At 65.0% G+C, this 23,688-nt stretch carries 24 protein-coding genes and 1 pseudogene; 13 read left to right on the forward strand and 12 right to left on the reverse strand.

The window, feature by feature from the left end:
• Positions 1 to 145 precede the first annotated feature (145 nt).
• Positions 146 to 319: a hypothetical protein gene (locus OL599_RS09820; RefSeq protein WP_264713532.1), complete on the forward strand. Its 174-nt coding sequence runs from the start codon at positions 146 to 148 to the stop codon at positions 317 to 319.
• Between the two features lie 60 nt (positions 320 to 379).
• Here the strand turns inward: OL599_RS09820 and OL599_RS09825 are convergent.
• From OL599_RS09825 to OL599_RS09840, 4 genes and pseudogenes are all read right to left on the reverse strand, one after another.
• Positions 380 to 1,678 (reverse strand): annotated as a pseudogene (locus OL599_RS09825) (NRAMP family divalent metal transporter).
• Between the two features lie 67 nt (positions 1,679 to 1,745).
• Positions 1,746 to 2,159, reverse strand: coding sequence for a hypothetical protein (locus OL599_RS09830; RefSeq protein WP_264713533.1), 414 nt, complete (start codon positions 2,157 to 2,159; stop codon positions 1,746 to 1,748).
• Between the two features lie 172 nt (positions 2,160 to 2,331).
• Positions 2,332 to 4,275: an AsmA family protein gene (locus tag OL599_RS09835; protein WP_264713535.1), complete on the reverse strand. Its 1,944-nt coding sequence runs from the start codon at positions 4,273 to 4,275 to the stop codon at positions 2,332 to 2,334.
• 303 nt (positions 4,276 to 4,578) lie between these two features.
• Positions 4,579 to 4,752 (reverse strand): DUF3309 family protein, encoded by a 174-nt coding sequence (locus tag OL599_RS09840; protein WP_264713536.1) that lies wholly within the window; start codon positions 4,750 to 4,752, stop codon positions 4,579 to 4,581.
• 167 nt (positions 4,753 to 4,919) lie between these two features.
• Between OL599_RS09840 and OL599_RS09845 the strand changes: the two genes are divergently transcribed.
• A complete protein-coding gene (locus OL599_RS09845) occupies positions 4,920 to 5,384 on the forward strand; it encodes a hypothetical protein (protein WP_264713537.1) in 465 nt (154 codons plus the stop codon).
• A 113-nt stretch (positions 5,385 to 5,497) separates the two neighbouring features.
• Here OL599_RS09845 and OL599_RS09850 read toward each other — a convergent pair whose 3' ends face one another.
• The gene (locus OL599_RS09850) at positions 5,498 to 5,890 is read right to left on the reverse strand and encodes a response regulator (protein WP_264713538.1); all 393 of its coding nucleotides are present in this window, start codon (positions 5,888 to 5,890) and stop codon (positions 5,498 to 5,500) included.
• A gap of 474 nt (positions 5,891 to 6,364) precedes the next feature.
• On the opposite strand from OL599_RS09850, the gene OL599_RS09855 reads away from it, so the two are divergent.
• The 5 genes from OL599_RS09855 to ligD all read left to right on the forward strand — a co-directional run bounded on the left by OL599_RS09855 (position 6,365) and on the right by ligD (position 12,647).
• On the forward strand, positions 6,365 to 8,311 hold the full coding sequence (locus OL599_RS09855) for an AI-2E family transporter (protein WP_264713539.1): 1,947 nt from the start codon (positions 6,365 to 6,367) through the stop codon (positions 8,309 to 8,311).
• A 134-nt stretch (positions 8,312 to 8,445) separates the two neighbouring features.
• Positions 8,446 to 8,862, forward strand: a complete 417-nt coding sequence (locus OL599_RS09860) for a PRC-barrel domain-containing protein (protein ID WP_264713540.1) — start codon at positions 8,446 to 8,448, stop codon at positions 8,860 to 8,862.
• Between the two features lie 237 nt (positions 8,863 to 9,099).
• On the forward strand, positions 9,100 to 9,399 hold the full coding sequence (locus OL599_RS09865) for a hypothetical protein (protein ID WP_264713541.1): 300 nt from the start codon (positions 9,100 to 9,102) through the stop codon (positions 9,397 to 9,399).
• Between the two features lie 92 nt (positions 9,400 to 9,491).
• On the forward strand, positions 9,492 to 9,926 hold the full coding sequence (locus OL599_RS09870) for a ferritin-like domain-containing protein (protein ID WP_264713610.1): 435 nt from the start codon (positions 9,492 to 9,494) through the stop codon (positions 9,924 to 9,926).
• 69 nt (positions 9,927 to 9,995) lie between these two features.
• Complete coding sequence (ligD, locus tag OL599_RS09875) at positions 9,996 to 12,647, forward strand: DNA ligase D (RefSeq protein ID WP_264713543.1); 2,652 nt, start codon at positions 9,996 to 9,998, stop codon at positions 12,645 to 12,647.
• A gap of 114 nt (positions 12,648 to 12,761) precedes the next feature.
• Here the strand turns inward: ligD and ku are convergent, their stop codons facing one another.
• Positions 12,762 to 13,649, reverse strand: coding sequence for a non-homologous end joining protein Ku (gene ku, locus OL599_RS09880; RefSeq protein ID WP_264713544.1), 888 nt, complete (start codon positions 13,647 to 13,649; stop codon positions 12,762 to 12,764).
• A gap of 144 nt (positions 13,650 to 13,793) precedes the next feature.
• Here ku and OL599_RS09885 point away from each other — a divergent pair, with 144 nt between their 5' ends.
• Entirely contained in the window at positions 13,794 to 14,033 is a 240-nt protein-coding gene (locus tag OL599_RS09885; protein ID WP_264713545.1) for a hypothetical protein, read from the forward strand.
• Between the two features lie 391 nt (positions 14,034 to 14,424).
• Here OL599_RS09885 and OL599_RS09890 read toward each other — a convergent pair whose 3' ends face one another.
• The 3 genes from OL599_RS09890 to OL599_RS26155 all read right to left on the reverse strand — a co-directional run bounded on the left by OL599_RS09890 (position 14,425) and on the right by OL599_RS26155 (position 15,965).
• Positions 14,425 to 15,039, reverse strand: coding sequence for a histidine kinase dimerization/phosphoacceptor domain -containing protein (locus OL599_RS09890; RefSeq protein ID WP_264713547.1), 615 nt, complete (start codon positions 15,037 to 15,039; stop codon positions 14,425 to 14,427).
• A 111-nt stretch (positions 15,040 to 15,150) separates the two neighbouring features.
• Positions 15,151 to 15,726: a sigma-70 family RNA polymerase sigma factor gene (locus OL599_RS09895; protein WP_264713549.1), complete on the reverse strand. Its 576-nt coding sequence runs from the start codon at positions 15,724 to 15,726 to the stop codon at positions 15,151 to 15,153.
• Positions 15,723 to 15,965 (reverse strand): NepR family anti-sigma factor, encoded by a 243-nt coding sequence (locus tag OL599_RS26155; RefSeq protein WP_408886929.1) that lies wholly within the window; start codon positions 15,963 to 15,965, stop codon positions 15,723 to 15,725. Before OL599_RS26155 ends, OL599_RS09895 begins: the two co-directional genes overlap by 4 nt.
• Positions 15,966 to 16,187: 222 nt before the next feature.
• Here OL599_RS26155 and OL599_RS09900 point away from each other — a divergent pair, with 222 nt between their 5' ends.
• Together OL599_RS09900 and OL599_RS09905 are read left to right on the forward strand one after the other, a co-directional pair.
• Entirely contained in the window at positions 16,188 to 17,081 is an 894-nt protein-coding gene (locus tag OL599_RS09900) for a response regulator (protein ID WP_283949621.1), read from the forward strand.
• Positions 17,082 to 17,198: 117 nt separating this feature from the next.
• Positions 17,199 to 17,687 carry a pyridoxamine 5'-phosphate oxidase family protein gene (locus OL599_RS09905; protein ID WP_264713550.1) on the forward strand — a complete coding sequence of 163 codons (489 nt, stop codon included), beginning with the start codon at positions 17,199 to 17,201 and terminating at the stop codon, positions 17,685 to 17,687.
• 201 nt (positions 17,688 to 17,888) lie between these two features.
• On the opposite strand, the gene OL599_RS09910 is transcribed toward OL599_RS09905, so the two are convergent.
• Positions 17,889 to 18,782, reverse strand: a complete 894-nt coding sequence (locus OL599_RS09910) for a DMT family transporter (RefSeq protein WP_264713551.1) — start codon at positions 18,780 to 18,782, stop codon at positions 17,889 to 17,891.
• Positions 18,783 to 19,237: 455 nt separating this feature from the next.
• A complete protein-coding gene (locus OL599_RS09915; protein WP_264713552.1) occupies positions 19,238 to 19,897 on the reverse strand; it encodes a GntR family transcriptional regulator in 660 nt (219 codons plus the stop codon).
• Positions 19,898 to 19,942: 45 nt separating this feature from the next.
• Here OL599_RS09915 and OL599_RS09920 point away from each other — a divergent pair, with 45 nt between their 5' ends.
• A complete protein-coding gene (locus OL599_RS09920) occupies positions 19,943 to 20,428 on the forward strand; it encodes an OsmC family protein (RefSeq protein ID WP_408886930.1) in 486 nt (161 codons plus the stop codon).
• A 220-nt stretch (positions 20,429 to 20,648) separates the two neighbouring features.
• Here OL599_RS09920 and OL599_RS26030 read toward each other — a convergent pair whose 3' ends face one another.
• Positions 20,649 to 21,206, reverse strand: a complete 558-nt coding sequence (locus OL599_RS26030) for an NIPSNAP family protein (protein ID WP_264713554.1) — start codon at positions 21,204 to 21,206, stop codon at positions 20,649 to 20,651.
• Between the two features lie 176 nt (positions 21,207 to 21,382).
• Between OL599_RS26030 and OL599_RS09930 the strand changes: the two genes are divergently transcribed.
• Together OL599_RS09930 and OL599_RS09935 are read left to right on the forward strand one after the other, a co-directional pair.
• Entirely contained in the window at positions 21,383 to 21,949 is a 567-nt protein-coding gene (locus tag OL599_RS09930) for a sorbitol dehydrogenase family protein (protein ID WP_264713555.1), read from the forward strand.
• Positions 21,950 to 21,959: 10 nt separating this feature from the next.
• Positions 21,960 to 23,558 (forward strand): GMC family oxidoreductase, encoded by a 1,599-nt coding sequence (locus OL599_RS09935; RefSeq protein ID WP_264713556.1) that lies wholly within the window; start codon positions 21,960 to 21,962, stop codon positions 23,556 to 23,558.
• The last annotated feature ends 130 nt before the right edge of the window (positions 23,559 to 23,688 follow it).

Consider the following 23,688-nt stretch of genomic DNA (forward strand, 5'->3'; position numbering starts at 1 on the left):
AGAGACGAGCCGATTGGTTCCCGGAAATCCGCAAAGATGGACAGCGAACACGGCGTGCAGGGATGGGGCCGCCAGATCCGTGCGAAGAGGGAACCTGGGCGACGTCGCGGCGTTGTGCCTTGTGATCATTGTGCGGGAGGCTGCAATGCGACTGTCGATCTTCGCCGTTCTGCTCCCTGTCTGTCTGGGTGGCTGCCTCAGCTTCACCGGAACGACGCCGGCCAAGGAGACCGTCGTGGTGCCACCGGCCAACACCACCACGGTCGTGCCGGCGCCGGCGACGGTCGTATGTTCCAACGGACTGCGCCCGCCCTGCTGATTGGGTGGATTCGATCGTTCGCCGACGTTCCGGCGGCAGGGCGATGCCCTGCCGCCGTTTCTATGCCAGCAGGGTGACGAACATGGCTTCGGACGCCAGCGCCATCACCAAGGTGGCGAGCCAACCGACTGTCTTCAGCACGGGGGGCAGAGCAAACTGGCCCATCACCGAGCGCCGGCTGGCGAGCAGCATGAGCATCGTCATGACCGGCGTGGCCACCACCCCGTTGACCACGGCGCTCCAGAACAGCGCTTTCACCGGGTCGATCGGTGAGAGGTTGATCAGCACGCCAAAGCCCGTGGCGATGGCGATGGTTCCGTAGAACGCCTTGGCGGCATGCGCCTTCCGCGCCAGGCCGACCGGCCAGCGGAATGTCTCGCCGAGGGCGAACGCAGCCGAGCCTGCCAGCACCGGTAACGCGAGAATGCCGGTGCCGATGATACCGAGGGCGAACAAGGTGAAGGCAAACCGTCCCGCGAGGGGGCGGAGGGCCTCAGCCGCCTCGGCGGAGGTTTGGATGTCGGTGTGGCCGCTGGCGTTCAGGGTGGCCGCCGCGGTCACCATGATGAACAGCGCCATCACATTGGAAAATGCCATCCCGACATAGGTATCGAGGCGAATGCGCTCAAGCTCGAACGGTGCTTGATGTGGCGCCGCGCGCAGCGGCCTGGCCGTGGTGTCTTCCTTGACCTCTTCGACCTCCTGGCTGGCCTGCCAGAAGAACAGGTAGGGGCTGATGGTGGTGCCGAACACCGCAACCACGGCGGTGACGTAGGCGCTCGACCAGGCGATGTGCGGATAGACCAGGTTGAGCGCCACTGCCTCCCAGGGCACGTGGACCACGAAGGCGGTGGCGACATAGGCAAACAGCGAGAGGGTCAGCTATTTCAGGATGGCGGCGTAGCGGGAATAGTGGACGAACACTTCCAACAGCACTGAGAGAACGGCGAACACCCCGACATAGACGAGCGAGGGGCCGCCGATCAGCAGCTTGAGCGCCGCGCCCATGGCGCCGAGGTCGGCGCCGATATTGATGACATTCGCCGTCACGAGCAGCGCAACTGCAGCATGCAGGATCCAGGAAGGGAAATGGCGGCGCAGGTTGCCGGCCAGCCCGCGCCCGGTGACCCGGCCGATCTGCGCACTGATCTGCTGGATCGCGCACATCAGCGGATAGGTGAGCAGCAATGTCCAGGCGAGGCCATATGCAAACTGCGCGCCGGCCTGGGAATAGGTGGCGATCCCGCTGGGATCGTCGTCCGACGCGCCGGTGATCAGACCGGGCCCGATGATATCGCGCAGGAGCGGACGCGCCGGCTGCCTGTCCGGAGTGCCGTGCGCGATCTGTTCTACGGTCATCTGGCGTCTCCCGTCGATTGCAGGGGATCATTCACGGTGGGACTCCGGCGCGGGCTGGAAACGCGCTTTATTGCGGCCCACGAACCAACCCGACGATGAAGCCGGCAATCGCGGCGGTGGCCAGGCCGCGCATGCCGGCGCCGGAGAGCGGTCCGCCCCGAAGCGCCGGGCGCGGGGCGAGCACGAGGGCCGTGCCTGGTGGCCGGCCGGCTTTCGCTGCTTGCCTCGCGGCCAGCAGCAGACCGGCTGTGGCCAGGAGGAAGGGCCCTGCAACCACGAGCGGCGCGCCGACCGGGCCAACCCGCGGCAGGGCGAACATCCAGAGGGCAACCAGCAGGCAATTGACCGTGGCGATTCCGGTCAGGGCGGCACAGGCGCCGAACACGACGGTCATCGCGTAGCGGTGGACGGTGCGTTTCGTATGTTCGATCCCGGCTATGCGGATCAGCGCACCCAGCGACGTCAGGAGCAGCTGCTTCATGTGACGCGAACCTCCATCGGGTGCCGGGCCGGGGCGCGGCCTGTCTTGTGCTTTCGTGTGCAATACGGTCAGGACGTGAGAGAGTTCCCCGTTCGGCTCGTGTCCTTTGTTTTCAGTGGCCTGCTGGCCCCTGCGTCCGCCGCAAGATGCGGCGAACTTCGGGGGCAGGACACTAGCGTGCAGACGGGCGCGCGGGGGGCGGTTTGGTCGCCGTGGGAGCACCGGGGTGCGCCGCACCCTCCCGCACCAGACTGACGCATGCGTTGTCCTCCCCGATGCCGAGCTGGATCGTGGGCAGCAGCGCCGCTGGCGGGAACAGCAGGCCGAGCCCCAGGGCGCCGGCGCCGCGCGCGCCGAGTTCCGCCGCGCCCGGGGCGAAGCGTGGGTCCTTGAGGGTGCCGGTGATGGCGATAGGCGCGGCGAGCGTGCCGATCGTGAAGTGCTTGGCCTGGGTGCGCAGCTGCGCGGCAATGGTTTCGGTGCGCAAGTCGACGCTTCCCTGCACGGTGGTGCGGTGGTCGGTGGTGTCGAGCATCAAGGTGCGGGTTCGCAGCACACCCTTGGTGAGCACGACGTCGCCCACCAGGCAGCGGATCTGTGCGCGGTCTGGAAACCCGAGCGCCGAGAGTGCCGCATTGCCGATCTGCAGCCCCGACAGATCGACGATCAGCTCGCTGACATTGCCGCCCGCCATGAAGAGCGACAGGTGGCCGTTGCCGTGGACAAGGATGTCGCTGAGCGACTTGCCCGTCGAGTCGATCTGCGCCTCTCCGCCCAGCACGCCGCTACCGTGGATGAGGTGGGTCGCGGCCAGCAGCCGCCCGACGTCGAGGCTCTGCAGCTTGATATCGGCCACAGTGTGCATGCTGTCCTGCACCGGCGTCATGTCGATCTGGCCGAGGGCCTGACCGCGGCCGACCCCGACGCGAAAGTCGGTGGCCCTGATATGCCCATCCTCGATGTCGAGGCGGGTCGCGATCGTGTCGAACGGAACCGACCGGCCGACGATGCTGTCGCCGCGATAGGCGATGTGGAAGTCGGCCGAACGGATCTTCGACAGGTCCATCGGCACGTTGGGGATCAGACGCGGGTTGGCGATTGCCTGCGCCACGGCACGCTGCTGGGCCGGGGTCTGGTCGGGTGTGCTCATGCGCCCGGGCTGCGAGCCGATCAAGCCGATGAAATCCTCGAGATCGGCCCGCCGCGACCATACGCTGCCCGTAATGACCGGGCGCGCGGGCCGGGTGTCGACGCTCAGCTCGCCGTTGAGGTCGCTGCTGCCGAGGCGCCCGGCGATGTTGGCGAGATGGAGCAGCCCGCCAGCATAGGCGACGGAGCTGGTCAGGCTGAACGGCGGCGTCGGGGGAGACGCTACGCCCGTAAGCGGATAGAGCGAGGCCATGTCCTGGCCGGAGAGCTCGAGCTTCAGGTCGGCGCCCTGCGGGTGGAACGGGTCGCTTACGGTGCCGACGAGGCTGATTCGAGACTGTCCGCTGGCCAGCCGGATATCGACGGGGTAGGGATTCGCCGGGTCGCGCAGGCTGAGCAGTGCGCCGCCGGTCAGCCGGCCGTTGATCGGCTGGCCTTGATAGGTGCCGGCGACGTCGCCGATGAGGGTTCCCTCGGCACCTCCGTCGGTGCTGATTGCGATCTCGATGTCAGCGCCGAGCGCGGGCGCGAGCACATGGGCGTGGCTGTCGCTGATACGCACCACCCCGATGGCGGGGCGTGGCCAGTGTGTACCTGTGCTGCTGGCGGGCAGGACGAGACTGTCGTTGTTCGCGCCGCTTCTTGTCTGCACGGCGGCGACGTCCATGCCGGCGATGGCAATCTCGGGGATGGTTAGCATCCGGCCATGCAGCAGTGGGTCCAGATCGAGGGCCAGCTGGAGCCGTTCGATGGTGGCGAGATAGGGGACGTCGGCGATCTCGGCGGTGCCCGCGATCCTCACCTGGGTCAGGGTGATGCGGATCGGCGAGGAGAGGCTCACGGCGAGCTGGCCAATGGTGACCTTGCGGCCGAGCGCTGCGGACGCCTCGGCCTCGACAAACGGGCGCAGCCAGCGTGGCGAGGTGGCGACCGCGAGACCGAGCAGCAGCAGGACCGCACCGGCCACGATCGGCCAGCGGCGTCTTCCTGCCCGAATCATCGCGACACCGGTTTGGAGCGGTCCGGCGAATGTCGGGGCCGCAGCGACGAGCGCAACGGGCCGGTTCGAAGGCGCTTAGTAGCAGGGTGGAGGCGAGCCATTTGGGCATACCACGGCTGGCGCGGGGGTCTCGGGAACCACGACTGTCGTCTGGGTCGGCGTAGGCGTTTTCGAGTAGCTGACGCAGCCGCCCAAAAGAAGCGAAGCGAGCGCCAGCAGGACCGCCGTTCTGCGCATTGTCGTCCTCCTATTGCTGCGATCGTGAAACGCCTAGTAGGTGTACCAGCCGAAATTGGGGCCGCCGACGAGCGCCAGAACCAGAAGAACGACCAGCAGGACGCCGATCAGGCCAAGTCCGCCGTTGCCGTAGTATTGTCGGCGATAACCGTAATATCCGCCGCCACTGAAGAGGAGGAAGAGAAGGATTACCAAGAGGAGAAGCATGGCACTCTCCGAAAATGTGGGTCCGTGAGGGCGTAGCGGCCCCTGCTATCCGAAATACAATGCACGCCGAGGATCAAAGTTCCCGGTGCCGGAGATACTGACCGATGCAACCAGGCGTGCCGCGGCGCGTTTGCCCAACGAGCGATCCAGCAGGAGCAGCGCGCATCATGAAGAATGCATTGAACGCCCCCGCGAATGCGTCGGGGAACGCCCCGGAGAGTGCCCGGGCGCCGGAAACGCGCACGAAGGTTGAGCAGCCGCATGCGCATTTCAAGCAGCCAGCGGAGGTGGTGGTCGATCCTTTGCTGTCGAAGGATGAGAAAGTGCACGCGCTGGAGGCGATGGAGCAGTATGCCCGGCAATTGGCGACCGCTTCCGCCGAGGGCATGGGCGGCGGCGAGGACGCCAGGCTGCACGAGGTGCTCGTGGCGAAGGACGCACTCGACCTGCCGCCTTCCGATCTCGCCTTCGCGGTCGTGATGCAGAGTCTCAGGGCCAAGCTGCCGGAGGCCGAGGGGACCGAGGCGCATGCGCCGATCATCCGCGCGATCGAGGCGGTCGAGGCGGCCTCGGCGGCGATCGCGCGCATGGTACAGGCCCCCGCCACGGCATTGGGCGATCCAAAGTCGTGATTCGGCCTGGAGGTCGGCGGCAGCGGGCGAAATCGGTCCCCTGGGCGAGCACCCAGCCAGGCGCTGCCTGGTGCGCTGTCGTGACGGTGACTGCGGGGAGAGAATAGGTCCTGTCAGTCCGGGTGACGGAACGAGGTTTTGATGCCGAGCGCGGCGAGCGCGTCGGACAGCGCTTCGTTGTTGTAGGGCTTGCTGACCACCCGAAGCTGGGAATCGGACGTGAAACGGCCAATGAACTGGGCGCGGTCATGGCCGCTGGCGATAACGATGGGCAAGTCTGGCCAGGTGGCGCGGATTTCCAGGACGAGCTTATCGCCGGGGCGGTCGGGCAGGCCGATATCGATGATGGCGGCATCGAACCGCCAGCCGCCGTCGTGCACCTTGGCCATTGCCTCGGCGGCGCTCGCCGCTTCTTCGACCTGGAAGCCCGCATCGCGCAGAGTATCGACCGCGACCATGCGGATCAGCGGCTCGTCCTCGACGACGAGAATCCGGGGCGATAGCATGGGTCCATCCAGTGCGCCGCAAATCCTAGCCCCGAGCGCCTGTGAGGTGAAGGGCCGGGTGACGATCGTGGCAACGCCCGTAAACCCGCGCAGATGATTTGTGATGGAGCCATTGTCTTTGGTTGTGGAACCTTTCTCGCACCGATCACTTTAGAGGGCGGACCGGCGGCTGATGCCGACGGGACCGCGTGTGCGCGGGCCGCAGAACCGCCGGGTGGAGATCGTGACCCGGTAGCCTCGGGGAGGCGAAGAAATGATGGCGGACGAGCTGATGAGCGGGACCGTTGTCGAGCCCGGCCGGGCGATAATGCCCGGCGTGTTCCGCGCCCTGTCGCGGTGGTGGTGGTCCTGGGAGGTCCCCTTGGGCTCGCGCTGCCTGGGGTGGGTCTGGGCTTCGTGTCCGACTTCTGAATGACCTCTTCGGGAGCGGGTCCGACCGAGCCGGGCACGGGGCAGTCGTCCCTGGCCGGGGAGATGCGGGCGGCCGATGGCCATGGCGGACCGAACGACCTTGGCACATTGACGTCGCTTGCCATCGGCGTGGTGATCGTCGTTGCGCTGTATGTCGGCCGCGACGTGCTGGTGCCGATCGCGCTCGCGATCCTGCTGTCCTTCGTGCTGGCCCCGGTGGTGCGGCTGCTGCGGCGGGCATGGCTGGGCCGGGTGCCGGCGGTGTTCCTGGCGGTGACACTGGCGCTGGGAGTGATCCTGTCGCTGGGCGGGCTGATCGGCATGCAGATGTCGCAGCTGATCCCCGACATTCCCCGCTACGCCAGCACGATCGATCAGAAGATTGCGAGCGTGCGCACGAGGGTGGTGGGGCAGATGTCGGGCATCGTCGACGTGCTCGGCAAGCAGCTGCAACGGGCCAGCGCCCCATCGGCGCAGCCGCCGCCCGGACCGGCGGCGGGTCCGGGGGAAGAAGCGGGCAAGCCGATGCCGGTGGAGATACGCCAGCCTGAACCGACGCCGATCGAGATCGCGGAGCGGATCCTGGCCCCGTTGGTCCCTCCGCTGGCGACTGCCGGCATCGTGTTCATCGTGACGATCTTCATCCTGTTGCAGCAGGCGGATCTGCGCGACCGCTTCATCCGGCTGTTCGGCCTCCAGGACCTGCACCGCACCACGCGCGCGCTGGATGACACGACGCGCCGGCTGAGCCGCTATCTGCTGACGCAGCTCGGGTTGAATGCATTTTTCGGCCTGCTGATCGGGGTCGGGCTGCTGCTGATCGGGGTTCCCAACCCGCTGCTATGGGGAACGCTGGCAGCGCTGTTCCGCTTCGTGCCGTATATCGGCTCGGTGCTGTCGGGCTTGCTGCCGACCGCGCTGGCGGCGGCGATCGATCCGGGTTGGAGTATGGCGATCTACACTGCGGCGCTGTTCGTGGTGACCGAGACGGTGATGGGGCAGTTCGTCGACCCCCTCGCCTACGGGCGCAGCACGGGTCTGTCACCGGTCTCGGTGGTGATCGCGGCGATCTTCTGGACCTGGATGTGGGGTCCCATCGGGCTGATCCTGTCGATGCCGTTGACCGTGTGCCTGGTGGTCCTCGGCCGGCACGTGCAGCGGCTGGAGTTTCTGGATGTGCTGATGGGCGACCGCCCGGCACTGACCCCGGCCGAGAGTTTCTATCAGCGCATCCTCGCCAACGATCCAGACGAAGCGCTGGAATATGCCGAGTTCCTGCTCAAGGACCGGTCGCTCTCGACCTATTACGACGAGGTGGCGATCAAGGGGCTGCAACTTGCGGCGAACGATGCCGAACGCGGCGTGCTGAGCGTGGCCCTGCTCGCCCGCATCCAGGGGGCGATGAGCCGGCTGATCGAGGAACTCGATGGCTTCAGCGACGTGGCGCCCGCCTCCGCCAAACCGCGGAGCGAGGCCACCTCCGGCGTGGACATGCCTGCGCAGGAGGCGCCGCCGAGCCCGGCCGCGTCCGAGCGGATTGAGCCGGAAGAGGGCAAGTTGGTCGGCGCGTGGTCCGGGCCGGCACCCGTGCTATGCATCGCCGGCAGCGGTGCGCTCGATGGCGCGGTGACGGACATGCTGGTGCAGTTGCTTGCCAAGAACGGGCTCGGCGCGCGGGCCGTGCCGTTCGCGGCTGCGTCGCGCGAGGCGATCGGAAGCCTGGATGCGACGGGGGTGGCGATGGTCTGCATCTGCTATCTCGACATCAGCTTCAGCCCCTCGCAACTGCGCTACCTGGTGCGGCGTGTTCGCCAGATCGCGCCGCGGACGCCGGTTCTGGTCGGACTATGGCCGCGGGAGGATGCGCAGGCGAGCGAGGAGCGGCTGCAGGCCGCGGTGGATGCCGATTATTACGTGTCGTCACTGCGCGAGGGGGTGAACGCCTGCCTGGCGCTGGCGCGCGCGGCGCGTCAGGTCAACCTGCCGGGGTGTGTCGTACGCGCCGCATGATCTTTTCTCATCTCGACTCCTGGCGTCGGTCACCGTCGGAAAATACCCAGCGTGGAGCGGGAACCATCAAGCGAGAGCCGCGTTCCCATCGCTGTCGCCCATCTGGGCATTTACCCGAAGGCAGGGAGATCGGCATGTCCGGCACATCGACGGGGTTTTCCAAGCCGGCCGCGGGAGAGTGCGAAGACGGTGGGTTGGCGGTCAGCGAGACGGAGCGGCTGATCGCATCGGACAAGGTAGAGAGCACTGCGGTCTATGATCACAGTGGAAACCATCTTGGCTTCGTGCAGAACGTCATGATCGACAAGTATTCCGGCCAGGTGGCCTATGCGGTGATGAGCTTCGGCGGTTTCCTTGGGCTGGGTGCGCAGTACCACCCGCTGCCGTGGAAGAAGCTTACGTATGACCGTTCGATCGGCGGATACGTGGTGGATCTCACGCGCGAGAAGCTCGAGGGCGCGCCGCATTATGCCGCCGACGAGCAGCCCTGGACCGATCCGCGGTACGGGCGCTCGGTCCATGATTACTACGACGTGCCCTATTACCTGTGACCGCTTCGCAACGTATTGCGGAACCATGCTGGTTGCAGGGTGTTGTTGCTCGATGTTTTACTTTCACGATGGAGGCTTCCATGGGTCGCGGTATCCTTCTTTGGCTGCTTGGCGTTCCGATTCCGATCATCATCCTGCTTGCCTTGCTTTGGCACTGAGACGATGGCGGGTACAACTTCTTTATCGCGTGCGCGTGGCGACCTGCATGGAACCGCCGCGGATGGCGGTCCAGTGGGCGTGAGCCCCTCGCCGCTGCCCTGGACTGCCGTCATCGGCGGCGCAGTGGCGGCGGTCGCAATCACCCTGGTCCTGGTCACGCTGGGGTCTGGTCTGGGGCTGGCCTGGGTGTCGCCGGTGCGTGGCGACAATCCGTCGGCGGCCGGCTTCACGATCACCGCGGCTGCCTGGCTCATCGTGGTGCAATGGGTGGCGGCGGGCCTCGGCGGGTTCATCACCGGACGGCTGCGCACGAAATGGGTCGGCACGCACACCCATGAGGTGTTCTTCCGCGATACCGCGCATGGGCTCCTGACCTAGGCGACCGCGACGCTGGGGAGAGGGCGCGCCGCCATATCGAGGATGGCGGGGTTACCGAAGGCTACAGCGGCGACACCGAAACCGCATGCCGAATTCTCAACGAGGCGCTGGCGACCGAACTTGTCTGCGTTCTTCGTTACAAGCGCCACTACTTCATGGCGCAGGGCCTCCATTCCGAGCCGGTGAAGGAGGAGTTCCTGGAGCATGCGGGGGAAGAACAGGAGCACGCCGACCGGATCGCCGAGCGCATCGTGCAGCTGGGCGGCAAGCCCAATTTTTCCCCGGAGGGTCTGGTGTCGCGCAGCCACGCCGAATATGTCGAGGGCGAGACACTGCTCGACATGATCCGGGAGGATCTCGTCGCGGAGCGCGTGGTGATCGACAGCTACCGGGAGATCGCCGCGTATTTCGCGCCGTTTGATACGACGACGCAGCGGATGATCGAGGAGATCCAGGCGGTGGAGGAGGGACATGCCGACGACCTCGCTGAACTCCTGCAGCATTGTCCGCGCGATCCCACTGACTGAGTGGAGAGGGAGGGTGGTGGCGATCGCGCTGACGATCCGGAATTCGCGATAAGCGAGAGGAGGCAGGGCGTGGCCAGCAGCAGGGCGGTGACCCGGGCCATGGCGGGGAAAGGCAGCCGGCTCGCCGCCTACGCAACGAAGCGCAACTTCACCAAGACCACGGAGCCGAGCGGCGCGGACGATGTTGCGCCGGCGCCGGCGCTGCGCTTCGTCATCCAGAAACATGACGCGACGCGGCCGCACTATGACCTGCGGCTGGAGCTGGATGGTGTGTTCAAGTCCTGGGCGGTGACGCGGGGGCCCTCGCTCGATCCGCACGACAAGCGCCTGGCGGTGGAGGTCGAGGATCATCCGCTGGAGTACGGCGATTTCGAGGGGGTCATACCGGAGGGCCAGTATGGCGGCGGGACAGTTCAGCTCTGGGATCGCGGGTTCTGGACGCCGGAGGAGATGACGGCCGAGGAAGGGCTACGGTCCGGCGAATTGAAATTCACACTGCAGGGCGAGCGACTGCACGGAAGCTGGGTGCTGGTGCGGATGAAGCACGACCGCAATGCCCGCGGAAAGGCGGTCCGGCGGACCAACTGGCTGCTGATCAAGCATCGCGATGCGGCGGCGCGAGAGGCCGACGGGGGCGCCATCCTCGCCGAGGGCCGTTCCGTGGCGTCGGGGCGGACGATGGCGGCCATCGGAGCGCGCAAGGGGCCGGCGCCGACGCCCTTCATGACGGCCGGTTCCGCCGACGCGAAAGCGGGGGTGGTGAGGCATTCGCGGCATGGCCGTGCGGCCAAGCGTCGGAAGGCGCCAGAGGCGTCGCTTCCCGACTTCATAGAACCGCAGCTCTGCCGGCTGGTGCAGCGAGCGCCTTCGGGCGCGGCTTGGGTGCACGAGATCAAGTTTGATGGCTATCGGGTTCAGTTGCGCGTCGAGGGCGGACGGGCGGTGCTGCGGACCCGCAAAGGGCTGGACTGGACCGACAAATTCTCCGCCATCGCCGATGCGGCCCGCGCCTTGCCGACCGCCATCCTGGATGGGGAGATCGTGGCGCTCGACAGCAATGGCGCACCCGATTTCGCCGCGTTGCAGGCGGCGTTGGCCGATGACGAGACCGACGATCTGGTCTTCTTCGCCTTCGATCTTCTGTTCGCTGCTGGCGAAGATCTTCGGCCGCGCACGCTGTCAGACCGGAAGGCCGCGTTGCAGCGAATGCTGACCTCCCTGCCCGACGGTGGCGGGGCGCTGCTACGCTACGTCGATCATTTCGCGACGGGCGGGGAAGCAGTGTTGCGCTCGGCCTGCCGGCTGTCGCTGGAGGGCATCGTTTCCAAGCGGCTGGACGCGCCATACCGGTCGGGGCGCGGCGATGCCTGGACCAAGGCGAAGTGCCGCGCCGGACATGAGGTGGTGATCGGCGGCTGGGCCAGCGAAGCGGGCGAGCTGCGCTCGTTGCTGGTGGGTGTCCATCGCGGCAAACAGTTCGTGTACGTGGGACGGGTGGGCACCGGATTCACCCAGTTGGCCGCCGAGCGCGTACTGCCGCGGCTGCGGACGGTTGCCAGTGCAACCAGCCCATTCACCGGCAAGAGCGCGCCGCGGCGGGAGACGAATGTGACCTGGGCACGCCCGGAGTTGGTGGCGGAGATCGAGTTCACCGGCTGGACTGGGGCAGGGATGGTACGCCAGGCCGCGTTCAAGGGGTTGCGGGAGGACAAGCCGGCCGCGGACGTGGAGGCCGAGGCGCCGGCTCGGGAGACGACGCTGGCATGGCCGGCGACGCCTGCCAGGTCAAAGCCCGCGGCGCGGACGCCGGTTGCGGACAACGTGGTCATGGGGGTGCCGATCAGCCACCCCGGGAAAATGATGTGGCCCGATGGCGGGGGCGGTGCGCTGGTCAGCAAGCTCGATCTCGCGCGCTACTACGAGGCGGTGGGGCAGTGGATGATCCGCCACCTGAGGGGGCGACCGTGCTCGATCCGCCGCGCGCCGGATGGCTATGGGGGCGACCAGTTCTTCCAGCGCCATGCCATGCCAGGCACGTCTAACCTGCTGGAGCTCGTGACGGTGCCGGGCGACCGCAAACCCTATCTGCAGATCGACCGGCTGGAAGGGCTGGCGGCGATGGCGCAGGTGGCTGCGCTGGAGTTGCACCCGTGGAACTGCGCGCCCGGCCGCCCGAATGTCCCGGGGCGGCTGGTGTTCGATCTCGATCCTGGCCCCGACGTCGATTTCGCGATGGTCGTCGAGGCGGCGCGGGAGATGCGCGACCGGCTGGACGCAGTCGGGCTGGTGAGCTTCTGCAAGACGACGGGAGGCAAAGGGTTGCATGTGGTGACGCCGCTGGCGGCGCCCAGGCAGCGGGGCCCTGATTGGCCGCAGGCGAAGGGGTTCGCCCGGCTGATCTGCACGCAAATGGCAAACGAGCGGCCGGATCGGTTCGTCACGAAGATGGCCAAGGCGCAGCGGGCAGGGCGGATCTTTCTCGATTATCTGCGTAACGACCGGATGTCCACCGCGGTGGCGCCACTTTCGCCACGGGCGCGGCCGGGCGCCACGGTGTCCATGCCGCTGCGGTGGACGCAGGTACGCGCGCGACTCGATCCGGGCCGGTTCACCGTGCGCACGGCGCCCGCGCTGATCGCCAGGAGCACGGCATGGCGGGACTACGAGGACGCCTCCCGGCCGCTGGCACCGGCGATCGCGCGGCTGAGCAAGGCAGGCTGAGCGTGGGGGGAGGCGTTCGAGGGCTGGACATTTGGCCGGTGGATCGCCGGACGGTTCCCGACGGCCGAACGACGGGCCGAAGGGGACTGCGCAGATCCGTCTCGGCGGGTGGCCTCAGCCGTGACGCCGCACCGACGGGCGGGGTTTGCCCTTCGATGCCGGCGCTTTCCGCCGCTTCGGCCGGAGGGCTGGTCCCTTTTGGGAGGATTCCTCGCCGGTGAATCGGCCGAGGCTGCGTTTCAGCGTCGTCATCAGATCGATGACGTTGCTGCCGCCATCTTCATCCTCTTCGATGGCCTCGATCCCTTCGCCCTTCAGCCTGGCGTCGATCAAGCCTCTGAGGCGCGTTTCGTAGCGGTCCTCGAAATCGGCGGGGTCGTATTTGCCGGCCTGGCGGTCGATGAGCTGGGTGGCGAGCTTGATCATCTCGGGATCGGTCCCGACGCCAGCCATGTCCTCGAACAGGGCTTTCGGGCTGTTGAGGTCGCGCTGCTCGTGCAGGGTGTGGGCGACCAGGCCGTCGCCTAACGGCAAGATGGCGACCGGCCGTTCGCGGCGGGCGATAACGACACGTGAGAGCGCGGCCATGCCCGTATCGCGAATCGCCTCCCAGAGCACCTTGTAGACGTCCTGGCCCGACTTGTCGTCGGCGGCGAGGTAGTAGCTGGCGTCGAAATAGATCGGATCGATCGCGCCAGCTTTGACAAACTTGCCGATCTTCATGGTGGACGAGCTGTCCACCCGCGCGGTCTCGAAATCTTCCTCCGTGAGGATGATATAGGAGTCTTTCTTGTACTCGTAGCCCTTCACGAGGTCGCCGCGCGCGAGCTCCTCACCGGTCTCCACGTCCTGGCTTATCATGCGAATGCGGTTGCCGGTTTTCGGATTGATCAGGTTGAAATGCAGGGAACCGCTGTCGTGCTGGGCGCTGTAGAGCGCCACCGGGCAGGACACGAGCGCGAGCCGGAGATGGCCGCGCCAGATCGGACGTTGGTCCGCCATGACAGTCTCCGCAGAATACCGAGAAACCTGCAACGCCTTGGAAGGAGCTTTGTTCCCAGCAGGCGTGGCGATCAGGACTGCAACTTTTGCCGGGACTAAAACGTTGACCTATCGGCAACACGAAGTGGCAGCATGGAGGCGGCGATGAGCGACGAGGCCAGGAGCACGATGGAATCCATTCAGAGCGCTACGCAGGCAGTGGCAGACGGTGTGAGCGAGGCCGCGGGCCGGGCAACGACGGCAGCGCGACAAGCGAGTGACGGGGTGAGTGAGTTCCGGGCGGTGATCCGCAGGCAGCCAATCACCATGGCGTTCCTGATGCTGGGGATGGGTTATGTTCTGGGCCGGATTTCGGGCGGCGACGGCGGCCGGGACCGGCGATAGGAGATGCCGAAGTTTGACGCCGGATGTTGTCCGTGGTGGCTCGGGCTCATGGTGAGACTGTTGACCGGCGAAACGCCATGGATCGCCATAGGCGGCGACGGTCCCGCCGAATGAAAGGCAGCAGGATCGGATCAGCAGGGCGGCGCGGTGCCATTCGCGCAGACGACCGTGCTGCCTGGGGGGGCGATCACGGTCTGATGTGGCGGAGAGCTGCTGCTGAAGCTCAGGCAGCCCCCCAGGGCGAGGGGAACCAGAAGGACGAGGTGTGACAGGCGCATGCAACATCTCCGACCGTCATGAACACTACCCGGAAAATGCGCGCGTATATGGTTCGGTTCCGTGGCAATACGTGGCGGCATCGGGCAGTCACCACATCGTGTGGCCCGGCGGCCTACGGCGATGACGCGGCGGCGTCGTTGGTAAGTCCAGGATCGCGCCGGAAGCGGAGACGCAGATCCGAGGGGGACGTAGATGAGAGCATCTCGGCCTGGAGCTGCTCGATATAGGCGCGCATCAGGCGGCTACGCAGGAAATCGAGCGGCAATTGCTCCGACCAGCTTCCTTTCAACGACACAGTCAACAGACCGTCTTCGATATCTCCATTCACGCGCACCGTGCCGCGATTTGCCTTCGCATGGTCAAGATAGGGCGGCGCGACGACGGCGAGATACAGACCCAGGGCAATCGCCTGGTCGAGCCCAATGGATGCGTCGATCCGGCCGACATCGATCTCGACGCGCTCGAAAGCAAGGCCGGCGATCTGCTGCAATCCGGAAATCACGTCTGTGATGAGATCGGCGACGGAGACCTCGACCATCTCGCCGGTGGCATAGACCAGTCGGTAGGCGACGGCCATCGACTGGACATGCTCCTCGATGAAGCGAAGGTCTTCACGCTGCTCCACGGGCAGCATACGCTTCTTCAGATTCATCAAGCTAACGATGACCTGGAAGTTGTTTTTGACGCGATGGTTCAACTCCCGGAGGAGGCTTTCGGTCTTCGGCATCTCGCTCCTACTTGTCCGGCAAACACCGCACCGTGCAGGCTGAGACCTGATAAATGGTTCGACTATCTGAGCCGGTATCCGCGCCGCCATATCCGCGGCGGGTAGCGCGGATCAGCTTTCCATGCCCGGCGGACTCGATGCCGTCCATGCAGTATCGACAACGGCATCCCCCGCCTCATCGTCGCCGAATTGCGGGCTCTCCGGCATTGTCAACAGTTCCGCGAGCTTCGCACGGGCCCGGTTTGCGCGGCTTTTCATCGTCCCGACAGCGCAACCACACAATTTTGCCGCCTCCTCGTAGGACAAGCCGGACGCGCCGACAAGTATGAGCGCTTCGCGATGGTCGGGGGCCAATTTGTCGAGAGCCTCACGAACATCCAGAAGCTGCATATGCCCTTCCTGAAGCGGCCTGGTCGACAGGCGGGCGGCGTATTGGCCGTCGGTGTCCGCCACTTCGTGCCGCCGCTTGCGGAAGTCGGTATAGAACTCGTTGCGCAGGATTGTGTAGAGCCACGCGACCATGTTGGAGCCAGGTTCGAACGAGGCGAGGTTCGCCCAGGCCTTCATCAGGGTTTCCTGGACCAGATCGTCGGCCCGGGCACTGCGGCCGCACAGCGAAATGGCGAAGGCGCGGATCTTTGGCAGCGCGGCCAGAAGGTCGGCGCGGACATCGGGCGCGTCTGTCATGGCTTCTTGCCCGATTTGCAATCCAGTTCCCGCAGGAGACTCAGAAAACGCTCCGGTACCGGCTCGCGGAGCACCTCGTCGTAGACAGCACGCAACTGGCGCCCAATGTACGCCTGTAGATCCGCTGCCAGTGCCGTGGTCGGTATAGCGGCAGGGCTTTCGGCAGTCCGGCCGGCCCTTGGGGGAGGGTTGATCATGTCTTGCCTGTGGCGTGGTTTTGATCGGTCGCGCTGACCCATTTTGCTCTCCAATGACGCAAAACCGGATAAGTTCCAGCAAGATGTGGTCAGACGCGACGATAGCAACCGAAGCCACGGAATGTCGCAGGCGTCACGGATCAACCGCCGGACAGCTACATCACCCCGGGCAAACGGCGATCACACGAAAAAGTTCCAGGATTAAGGGAACATTTGCAGCAATCGGGCGTTAACGCCGGAGATTCCGGAAAGGGGGCCTTCCCGATGACAGTAGGTGCCTTGATTGCACCGCACTTGCCGTATCTGCGGCGGTTCGCCCGCGCGCTCACGGGAAGCCAGCGCAGTGGAGACGCCTACGCGATGGCGACCCTGGAGGCGGTCGCGGCTGATTGCGACAATGCCCACGACGGTCCGCTCACGCGCCTCGCGCTGTTCGAAGTGTTCCTGAGGATCTGGGGTTCCCTTCCAGTCAATAACGCCGCCGCCGACTTGCCTGCATCGCAGATCATGGATGCGGCCGACCGAACGCTTGAATCCCTTACCCCGCTGTCGCGCGTCGTCTTTCTGCTCCGCACGGTCGAGGGCTTCACGGTGGAGGAGATTGCCGACATTTTGCGCCGTGATACCAGCGAGGTCGATTCCCTGCTGGAGTGCGCAGGGCGCGAGATCGCCGCACAACTGCGTACGAACGTACTCATCATCGAGGACGAGCCCATCATCGCCATGGACATCGAGACACTCGTCTGCGATCTCGGTCATACGGTGATGCAGATCGCCCGCACCCACGGTGAGGCCGTCGCCGCGATCAAGAGGCAATCGCCGGGGTTGGTTCTGGCCGATATTCAGCTGGCCGACGGCAGTTCTGGCCTTGAAGCTGTCAATGAGATCCTCGGAGGAATGTCGGTGCCGGTGGTGTTCATCACGGCCTATCCCGAGCGACTACTGACAGGTGAGCGGCCGGAACCGACGTTCCTGATCACCAAGCCGTTCCAAGCAGAGACCGTCAAGGCGATCATCAGCCAGGCTCTCTTCTTCGATCGGCGAGCGTCCCTGGTGAAGGGGACCGGGATCACCACTGGTGGCGCGAGGGAGGAGTCCGCCCACTATCCCGCGGAGCCAGACCGTGGAAGCGGCCGCCCTGGTGGTAACAATACCTGAACTTTCGTCTCACAAAAAAAAGCTCAATGGCGGCCCCGAAGCTCGCTGCGGCCGAACGACGATCCAGGCCGACCGATATTGCTGCCCGCGGGCGCGGTACCAGCAAGGAGCAAGGACATGAGCACCGAAAATCCCCGCAATCTGATCTGGAAGCATATCCACGGCATCGGGACTTGCATGATGGTGACGCATGACGGGGAGCACGTGCGCGCGCGGCCAATGACCGGCATTGTGCGGCCCGAGCAGAACGTGATCTGGTTCTTTACGGATACCCAGACCAGCAAGGACGAGGAGTTGCAACGCGACCCACGTGCAAGCCTCACGTTTGCGGACCTACGCGATCAGAACTTCGTCTCAGTTTCCGGTCGCATCACGCGTGTCCTGGACAAGGAGACGATCAGCGATCTCTGGGACGAAGGGGCGGAGGCTTATTTCCCCAACGGGCCCGATGATCCGGGCGTCGTGCTGCTGAAATTCGTCCCCGAATTTGGCGAGTACTGGGACGCACCGTCCAGCACAATCGTGATGGCGATCAAGTTCATCGAGGCGCACATCATGGGTGAGAGGCCGGACCTTGGCACCAGCGGGGCGGCAAAGTTCTCGTAGGAAGTATTAGACGTCTGGAACCAACCGCCGGAACCCACTTGAATCCACAGACATTGCCGCATCTCGCGCTGCCGTACCTTGTGCCATTGAACGACAGCTGGTTGCGAAACCGGGTGTGGTTGACCGGTCGAACAAGAGTGGCGCTTGGCGCCGGACGGCGAGCTTCGTTTGCTGACGACAAATCTGGACGTGGCCGGTCGTTCAGACCCGGCGGTCGCGGCTCGCGGCGATGAGGACGGCGGCCACCACGATGGCGCCGCCGATCAGGGTGTTGCGATCGGGGTTCTCGTCGAAGACGAGCCATACCCAGACCGGGGCCAGCACACTCTCCAGCACCGAGATCAGGCCGGCGTCCGCCGAAGGGATCAGGCGCACGCCGGTGGTGAACATGATCAGCGCCAGACCCATCTGGCCGAAGCCGAACACCGCCAGCAGCGCCATGTCGTGCGCCGGCACAACCATCTGCGCAAACGGCAGGCTGGCCACGGCGACGATGAGCACCGCGAGGCAGCTTGATTCGGTGGTTGGCACGTCCGGCCGCACCCGGGCTAGCACCACCGTGCCGGCGAAGGTGAGGCTCATGAGCGCCGAGAGCACATCGCCCCACTGCCGGCCGGCCTCGCGGGTGCCGGAAACCATGACGAGCACGCCGACAACGGTCACCAGGATGGCGACCAGCTTGGCGGGAGACACACGCTCTTTCAGGGCGAGCCAGGCCAGGGCGGCCGCGAACAGCGGGGCGGCGGCCTGGAACACGATCACCGCGGCCACGGTGGTCATGCTCAGCGCGTTGATGAAGCAGATCATCGACGCGGCGAAGCACAGGGCCATGGCGACGCCGACCCAGCCGAGCCGGCGGAAAGATTGCGGCATGGCCCGGCCGTCACGGGCGGCGAGGTAGCCCAGCAGGAACACGGCGGCGAACACCGAACGCCAGAACAGGGTCGTCCAGGGATCGGTGTCGGCCCAGCGTTGCAACAGGCCGGCGCTGCTCCAGACCATGGTGGCGCCGGTCACCAGCAATGCACCACGGCGATACTCTGCCGCCGCTGCTTCACGCGGCAAGGCAGCGGCGAACGGGCCAGCGTGGCTCACACTCGAACTCCAGGTACCAATGCAATCTTTAATGTTATGCCATCTGCCCGGCGCTGCCCATCCCGCGGGCGAACCGGACGCAATCCCGGCAAGAAAGGGAGACGGGGCTCTGCCCCCGGAGCGTCCTCAACCGCTCTGGCGAACAACGCAAGAACAGGGTCGGCAGGAGCGCTATCCTTCCGAGGTTCAGCGCAACCCGGACCGGTGGCTTGAAGCATCGCCACCCGTTCGCAGATCAACTCGGTTCGCGGGGATGGCCATGGGTCTCATGCGGTGAGACGGTCCCCGCGCCGGCGGGAGCTCGCGCTCTCGCGGCCACCTCGGGCTGCCCTCCCGCCCCAGGGGCCGGCGGTATCCTGCTTGTCGCGGCTTTGGGGGATGCGGCCTCGGGTAGGCTGTCGATGAATACCTGACCGTTTTTTGCCGGGCAGATGGTGATGCCGCAACGTCGGGTGTCATGTGAAGTTGTCGATTACGAGGCGGCCGGCCCGGGTAAGATGTTGCTTCAAGCGGCGCAGTGCGGCTTCGCAGTTCCCCGTCCTGCAGGCCGTTACGATCGCCCGATGATCCCGAAGCCATTCCACGGTATTCCGCGGCAGTGCCGCGTAGGCGTTCTGATAGTGCTTCACGCTGCTGCGGAGCGTCAGAACCATCGCGAGGTGCCTTGGCCGGCGCGCAGGCGCATAGAGTGTTTCATGGAATCGGTCGTCGAGCTCGCTCCAGCGTGGCCCGTGCGCCTCGTGTTCTGCGGTGGAAAGTATCGTCTCGATCGCGAGCAGATCATCTCTCGACATGCAGCTCATGGCGCGTTCCAGAAGGTCGCATTCGAGCAGTATCCGCAGCTCATAGATTTCTTGCACCTCGGCCGCATCAAGGCGCGACACATAGGCGCCCCGGTTGGGGTGGACGACGACCAAGCCCTCCGCCTCCAGGCGCCTGAGAGCCTCCCGGATGGGGATGCGGCTGACACTGAAGCGTTCAGCGAGTTCCTCCTGGCGCAAGGCCTCACCCGGAGGCAGCTCTCCTTGCGCGATGTCGGCGCGCAAAGCGTCGGCAATGAGATCCGGGGTTGTCCGGGCGAGCGGCAAAGCAGGAGAAGATCGGTTGCGGTTCATGACGCCTTATGTAAACATGTATCCAATCCTGGTCCAAGCGGAGATATGACCTTGGCGGAAAAGCAGCATGTCTACCGGGTCTCGGTGGAATGGCTCGGCAATCGAGGCGTGGGAACGGTCGATTATGCGAGCTACGGTCGCGACCATCTGATTACCGCCCCAGGAAAGCCGGAGATCGCGGGATCTTCCGATCCTGCGTTTCGCGGGAATCCGCAACGATGGAATCCTGAAGACCTGTTGTTGGCCTCGATCTCGGCATGCCACAAGCTGTGGTACCTCAGTCTTTGCGCCCGGGCCGGCGTCTGCGTTCTCACGTATCTTGACGACGCCGAGGGCACAATGATCGAAGCGCCGGGCGCCGGTCGGTTTGTGCGCGCGGTCCTCCGTCCCCAGATCACGATCCGTGCCGGCGACGATATCGAGCTGGCGATGCGCCTGCATCGAGAGGCGCACGCCAACTGCTTCATCGCCAACTCGGTGAACTTCCCGATCGAATGCGAGCCTCAAATCATGGCCATGGCACCCAGCTGAACAGGAAAGCAACCTGCAAATTCACGAGAAGCCGGCTTCTCTGGTAGCCGGTCTCCTGGAGCAGCTTGAGAAGCTCCCGGTGTTCGACGGACATGACGCCGCCGATGGCTTCGATTTCTCCGCGCAAGCGGGCCGCATGGCCGAGACAGGCATCCCGCCCCCTTCTCCCGTTCACTTCAAGAATGGCTGCGACGTGGTGCCCTGCTCCTCAAGGGCGCTGTCAGGCTGCTGGTTCGATCTTGCGCAGGAATGTGCGCTCCTCCGCGAGGATCAGCTTCTCTGTCTCGGCCATCACGAAATTGGCGTTGCCTTCGGTATCGGCGCGAAGGCGAGCTCGATAGGTCTCGTAAGCGGCAAGACTGTCGAAGGAGATCAGTCCATAGGCGATGTTATTGGTGCCTTCATGTGGCATCCAGTAGCCGAGAAGATCGCCGCCGCAAGTGGGAATGATCCGAAGCCAGTTCTGCGCGTATCTTTCAAATGTATCGCGCTTGAAGGGATCAATCTTGTAGCGAATGAAAGCGGTGATGGTCATGGTCGTCTCCGTGCGTGAACCCACGTCGCGTTCTTGCACACCGACGCGGAGGCATGTTTCGCTCGTGACCGAAGTCTTCTTGAACCGGGTACTCAGGCGCGGCTGAAACGCAGCGGGACGACTGAGCCATGTGACAGACGCATCCAGCCCCGCCTTGCGCCGGTCGCCGACACCGAATTCGCGCAGATCTTGACGTCCTCCCCGCCGTGTCAGGCCGGGCATCACGACCACGTGTTCCTCCACTTGGATGCTGCAAGGGCCGGCGCAAGGCGTTCATATAGAGGAGCTGCCGCGGCACACGCGAGGAGTGGTATCCCATGCGTCCAGAAGCGAGATCCGGCCCAGGCCAGGGGGACTTCGCGCTTCTTGGCGATTCGGTCACACCTCTCGCCCGAGCGTCGACGATAAACGACACGGTCATGACCCTGGGAGCCCTGCATGGCGCCGGGCCTTCGGACACGCCGGTCTTTTCTGTTCTTGACCACTCACAGACGACCGCCGGATCGCACGATCCCGTACGACGGGCGTTGCTGGTAACCCTGCTCGCCGCATACGTGACGACGCTCGTCTCGCCGGCTCTCGCCGCGCCAAGCACTGACGCGGCACTCGCCGCGTTTCTGGCAGCCTCGAAACTCCTGACAGGTCGCCCCACGCTTGAATCCGAACAGGCTTCTCGTCTGTTTGGCGCCCTTACCGCTGACGACCCGCAATTTCCAGAGAAAGTGCAGGCATTGGCGTCCCTAATTGATCAAAGGAAGATCGACCCACTCCGCTTGCAGCAAGTACTTGACGCCGAGCGCTCTGAGCTTGCCGCATTGCCGCGCGACATTGTGACCGCGTGGTATGTGGGTGTTGTCGGTGACGACGAGCGTGCACGCTGCATCACGTTCGAAACGAGTCTGATGAACGTCATCGTCAGCGACCGCTTGAAGCCGCCCAGTTACTGTTATGGAGTCTACGGCAGCTGGGCGCAAAAGCCGACTTAGAGGTGGTCAGATGGCCCAGGATCTTTCGGCTGACATTGTTGTCATCGGCTCTGGGGTCTGTGGTTTATTGGCGGCGCATCGCCTGGTCATGCAAGGCGCCTCTCTGCTGATTCTCGAAGCTGGGCCGCGGGTTGATCGCGGCCGCATCGTGGCCGCCTACAGGAATTCAGCGTGGAAGGGAAACTGGATGGCGCCCTATCCATCCATGCCATGGGCCCCGCATCCCAACTATCACCCCAAGGACAACGGTTATCTCATCCAGGCTGGACCCTATCCCTATCCAGCCGAATACATTCGTGTCGTCGGCGGCACGATCTGGCATTGGGCTGCGCATGCGTGGCGCGTGCTGCCGAACGACTTGAAGATCAAAAGCCTCTACGGTGTGGGGCGCGATTGGCCCCTGTCCTATGAGGAGCTTGAGCCGTACTACTACGAGGCCGAGGTCAAGATGGGAGTCTCCGGCGCGCCGAACACCGGCTCTCCGCGCACGAAGCCCTTCCCCATGGAACCGGTCGCCGAGCCGTGGGCGATGCGCCGGTTTCGCGAGCGCCTCGCCGCCGGCGGTTACGAGGTCGTCAGCAACACGACGGCACGCAACAGCCGAACCTACGACGGCAGGCCGGCCTGCTGCGGCAACAACAACTGCCAGCCGATTTGCCCGATCGGCGCGCAATATGACGGCGGGGTGGCGGCCAGCGCTGCGGAGGCGGCTGGCGCGAAGATCATTCCCAACGCGGTCGTGTACCGGATCGAGCATGATCCACAAGGGCGTATTGTCGCGGTTCACTACTACGATCCGAACAAGACCTCGTACCGCGTGACGGGGAAAACCTTCATTCTCGCGGCAAACGGGATCGAGAGTCCGAAGCTGCTGTTGATGTCGGCCAGCGACAAATACCCGAAGGGGTTGGCGAACGGCTCGGACATGGTCGGCCGCAATCTGATGGACCACCCGAGCAGTTCGCTGACCTTCGACGCCGAAGAAGAACTGTGGCTCGGGCGCGGCCATCAGAGTCCGTCCTCGATCAACACCTTCCGTGATGGCGCCTTTCGCTCGGAGTATGCTGCGTTCCGTCTCGACTTCACGAATATTTCGCAGGTGCGTTCTGCGGCAGAAGATCTTATTGCAGCGGGGGTGTATGGACCCGAGTTGGAGAAGCAACTGCGCTATCGCTCGGCGCACCAGGTCAATGTCAAGGATGTGCTGGAAGTATTGCCCAATCCGGAAAACCGGGTCGTTCTGAGCTCCCAGAAGGATGCGCTAGGGATACCGAAGCCAGAGGTTCACTACGCATTGGATGACTACGTCCACAAGGGGATGGCCGCAGCGAAGGTCGAATACGCGCGCATTGCGGAGCTGATGGGCGGAACCAACCTGCGCTACACGCCGGACGGCCAGTACGCCAACAATCAGCACATCACCGGCACGATGAGTATGGGCAATGATCCGAAAGATTCCGTCGTCGATAGGTTCGGGCGTGCGCACGATCACCCGAACCTGTTCATCGCAGGCACCGGTGTGATGCCGACGGCAGCCACGGTCAACTCCACGCTGACCGGGGTCGCACTGGCTCTACGAACCGCGCAGCACATTCACGAGACGAGCTGAGCAATGTGCGGGCATTGCGTGGAATCTTTATCCGCGACCCGCTTGACCTCTCCGCTGCGACCGCCGCGTCCCGCGGGCTACGATGACCGACCAGCCGAACGCCCTTCTTCACGGTGGGGAAGTCGCTCGC

Source organism: Limobrevibacterium gyesilva (assembly GCF_025989185.1).
GTDB classification, from domain to species: domain Bacteria; phylum Pseudomonadota; class Alphaproteobacteria; order Acetobacterales; family Acetobacteraceae; genus Limobrevibacterium; species Limobrevibacterium gyesilva.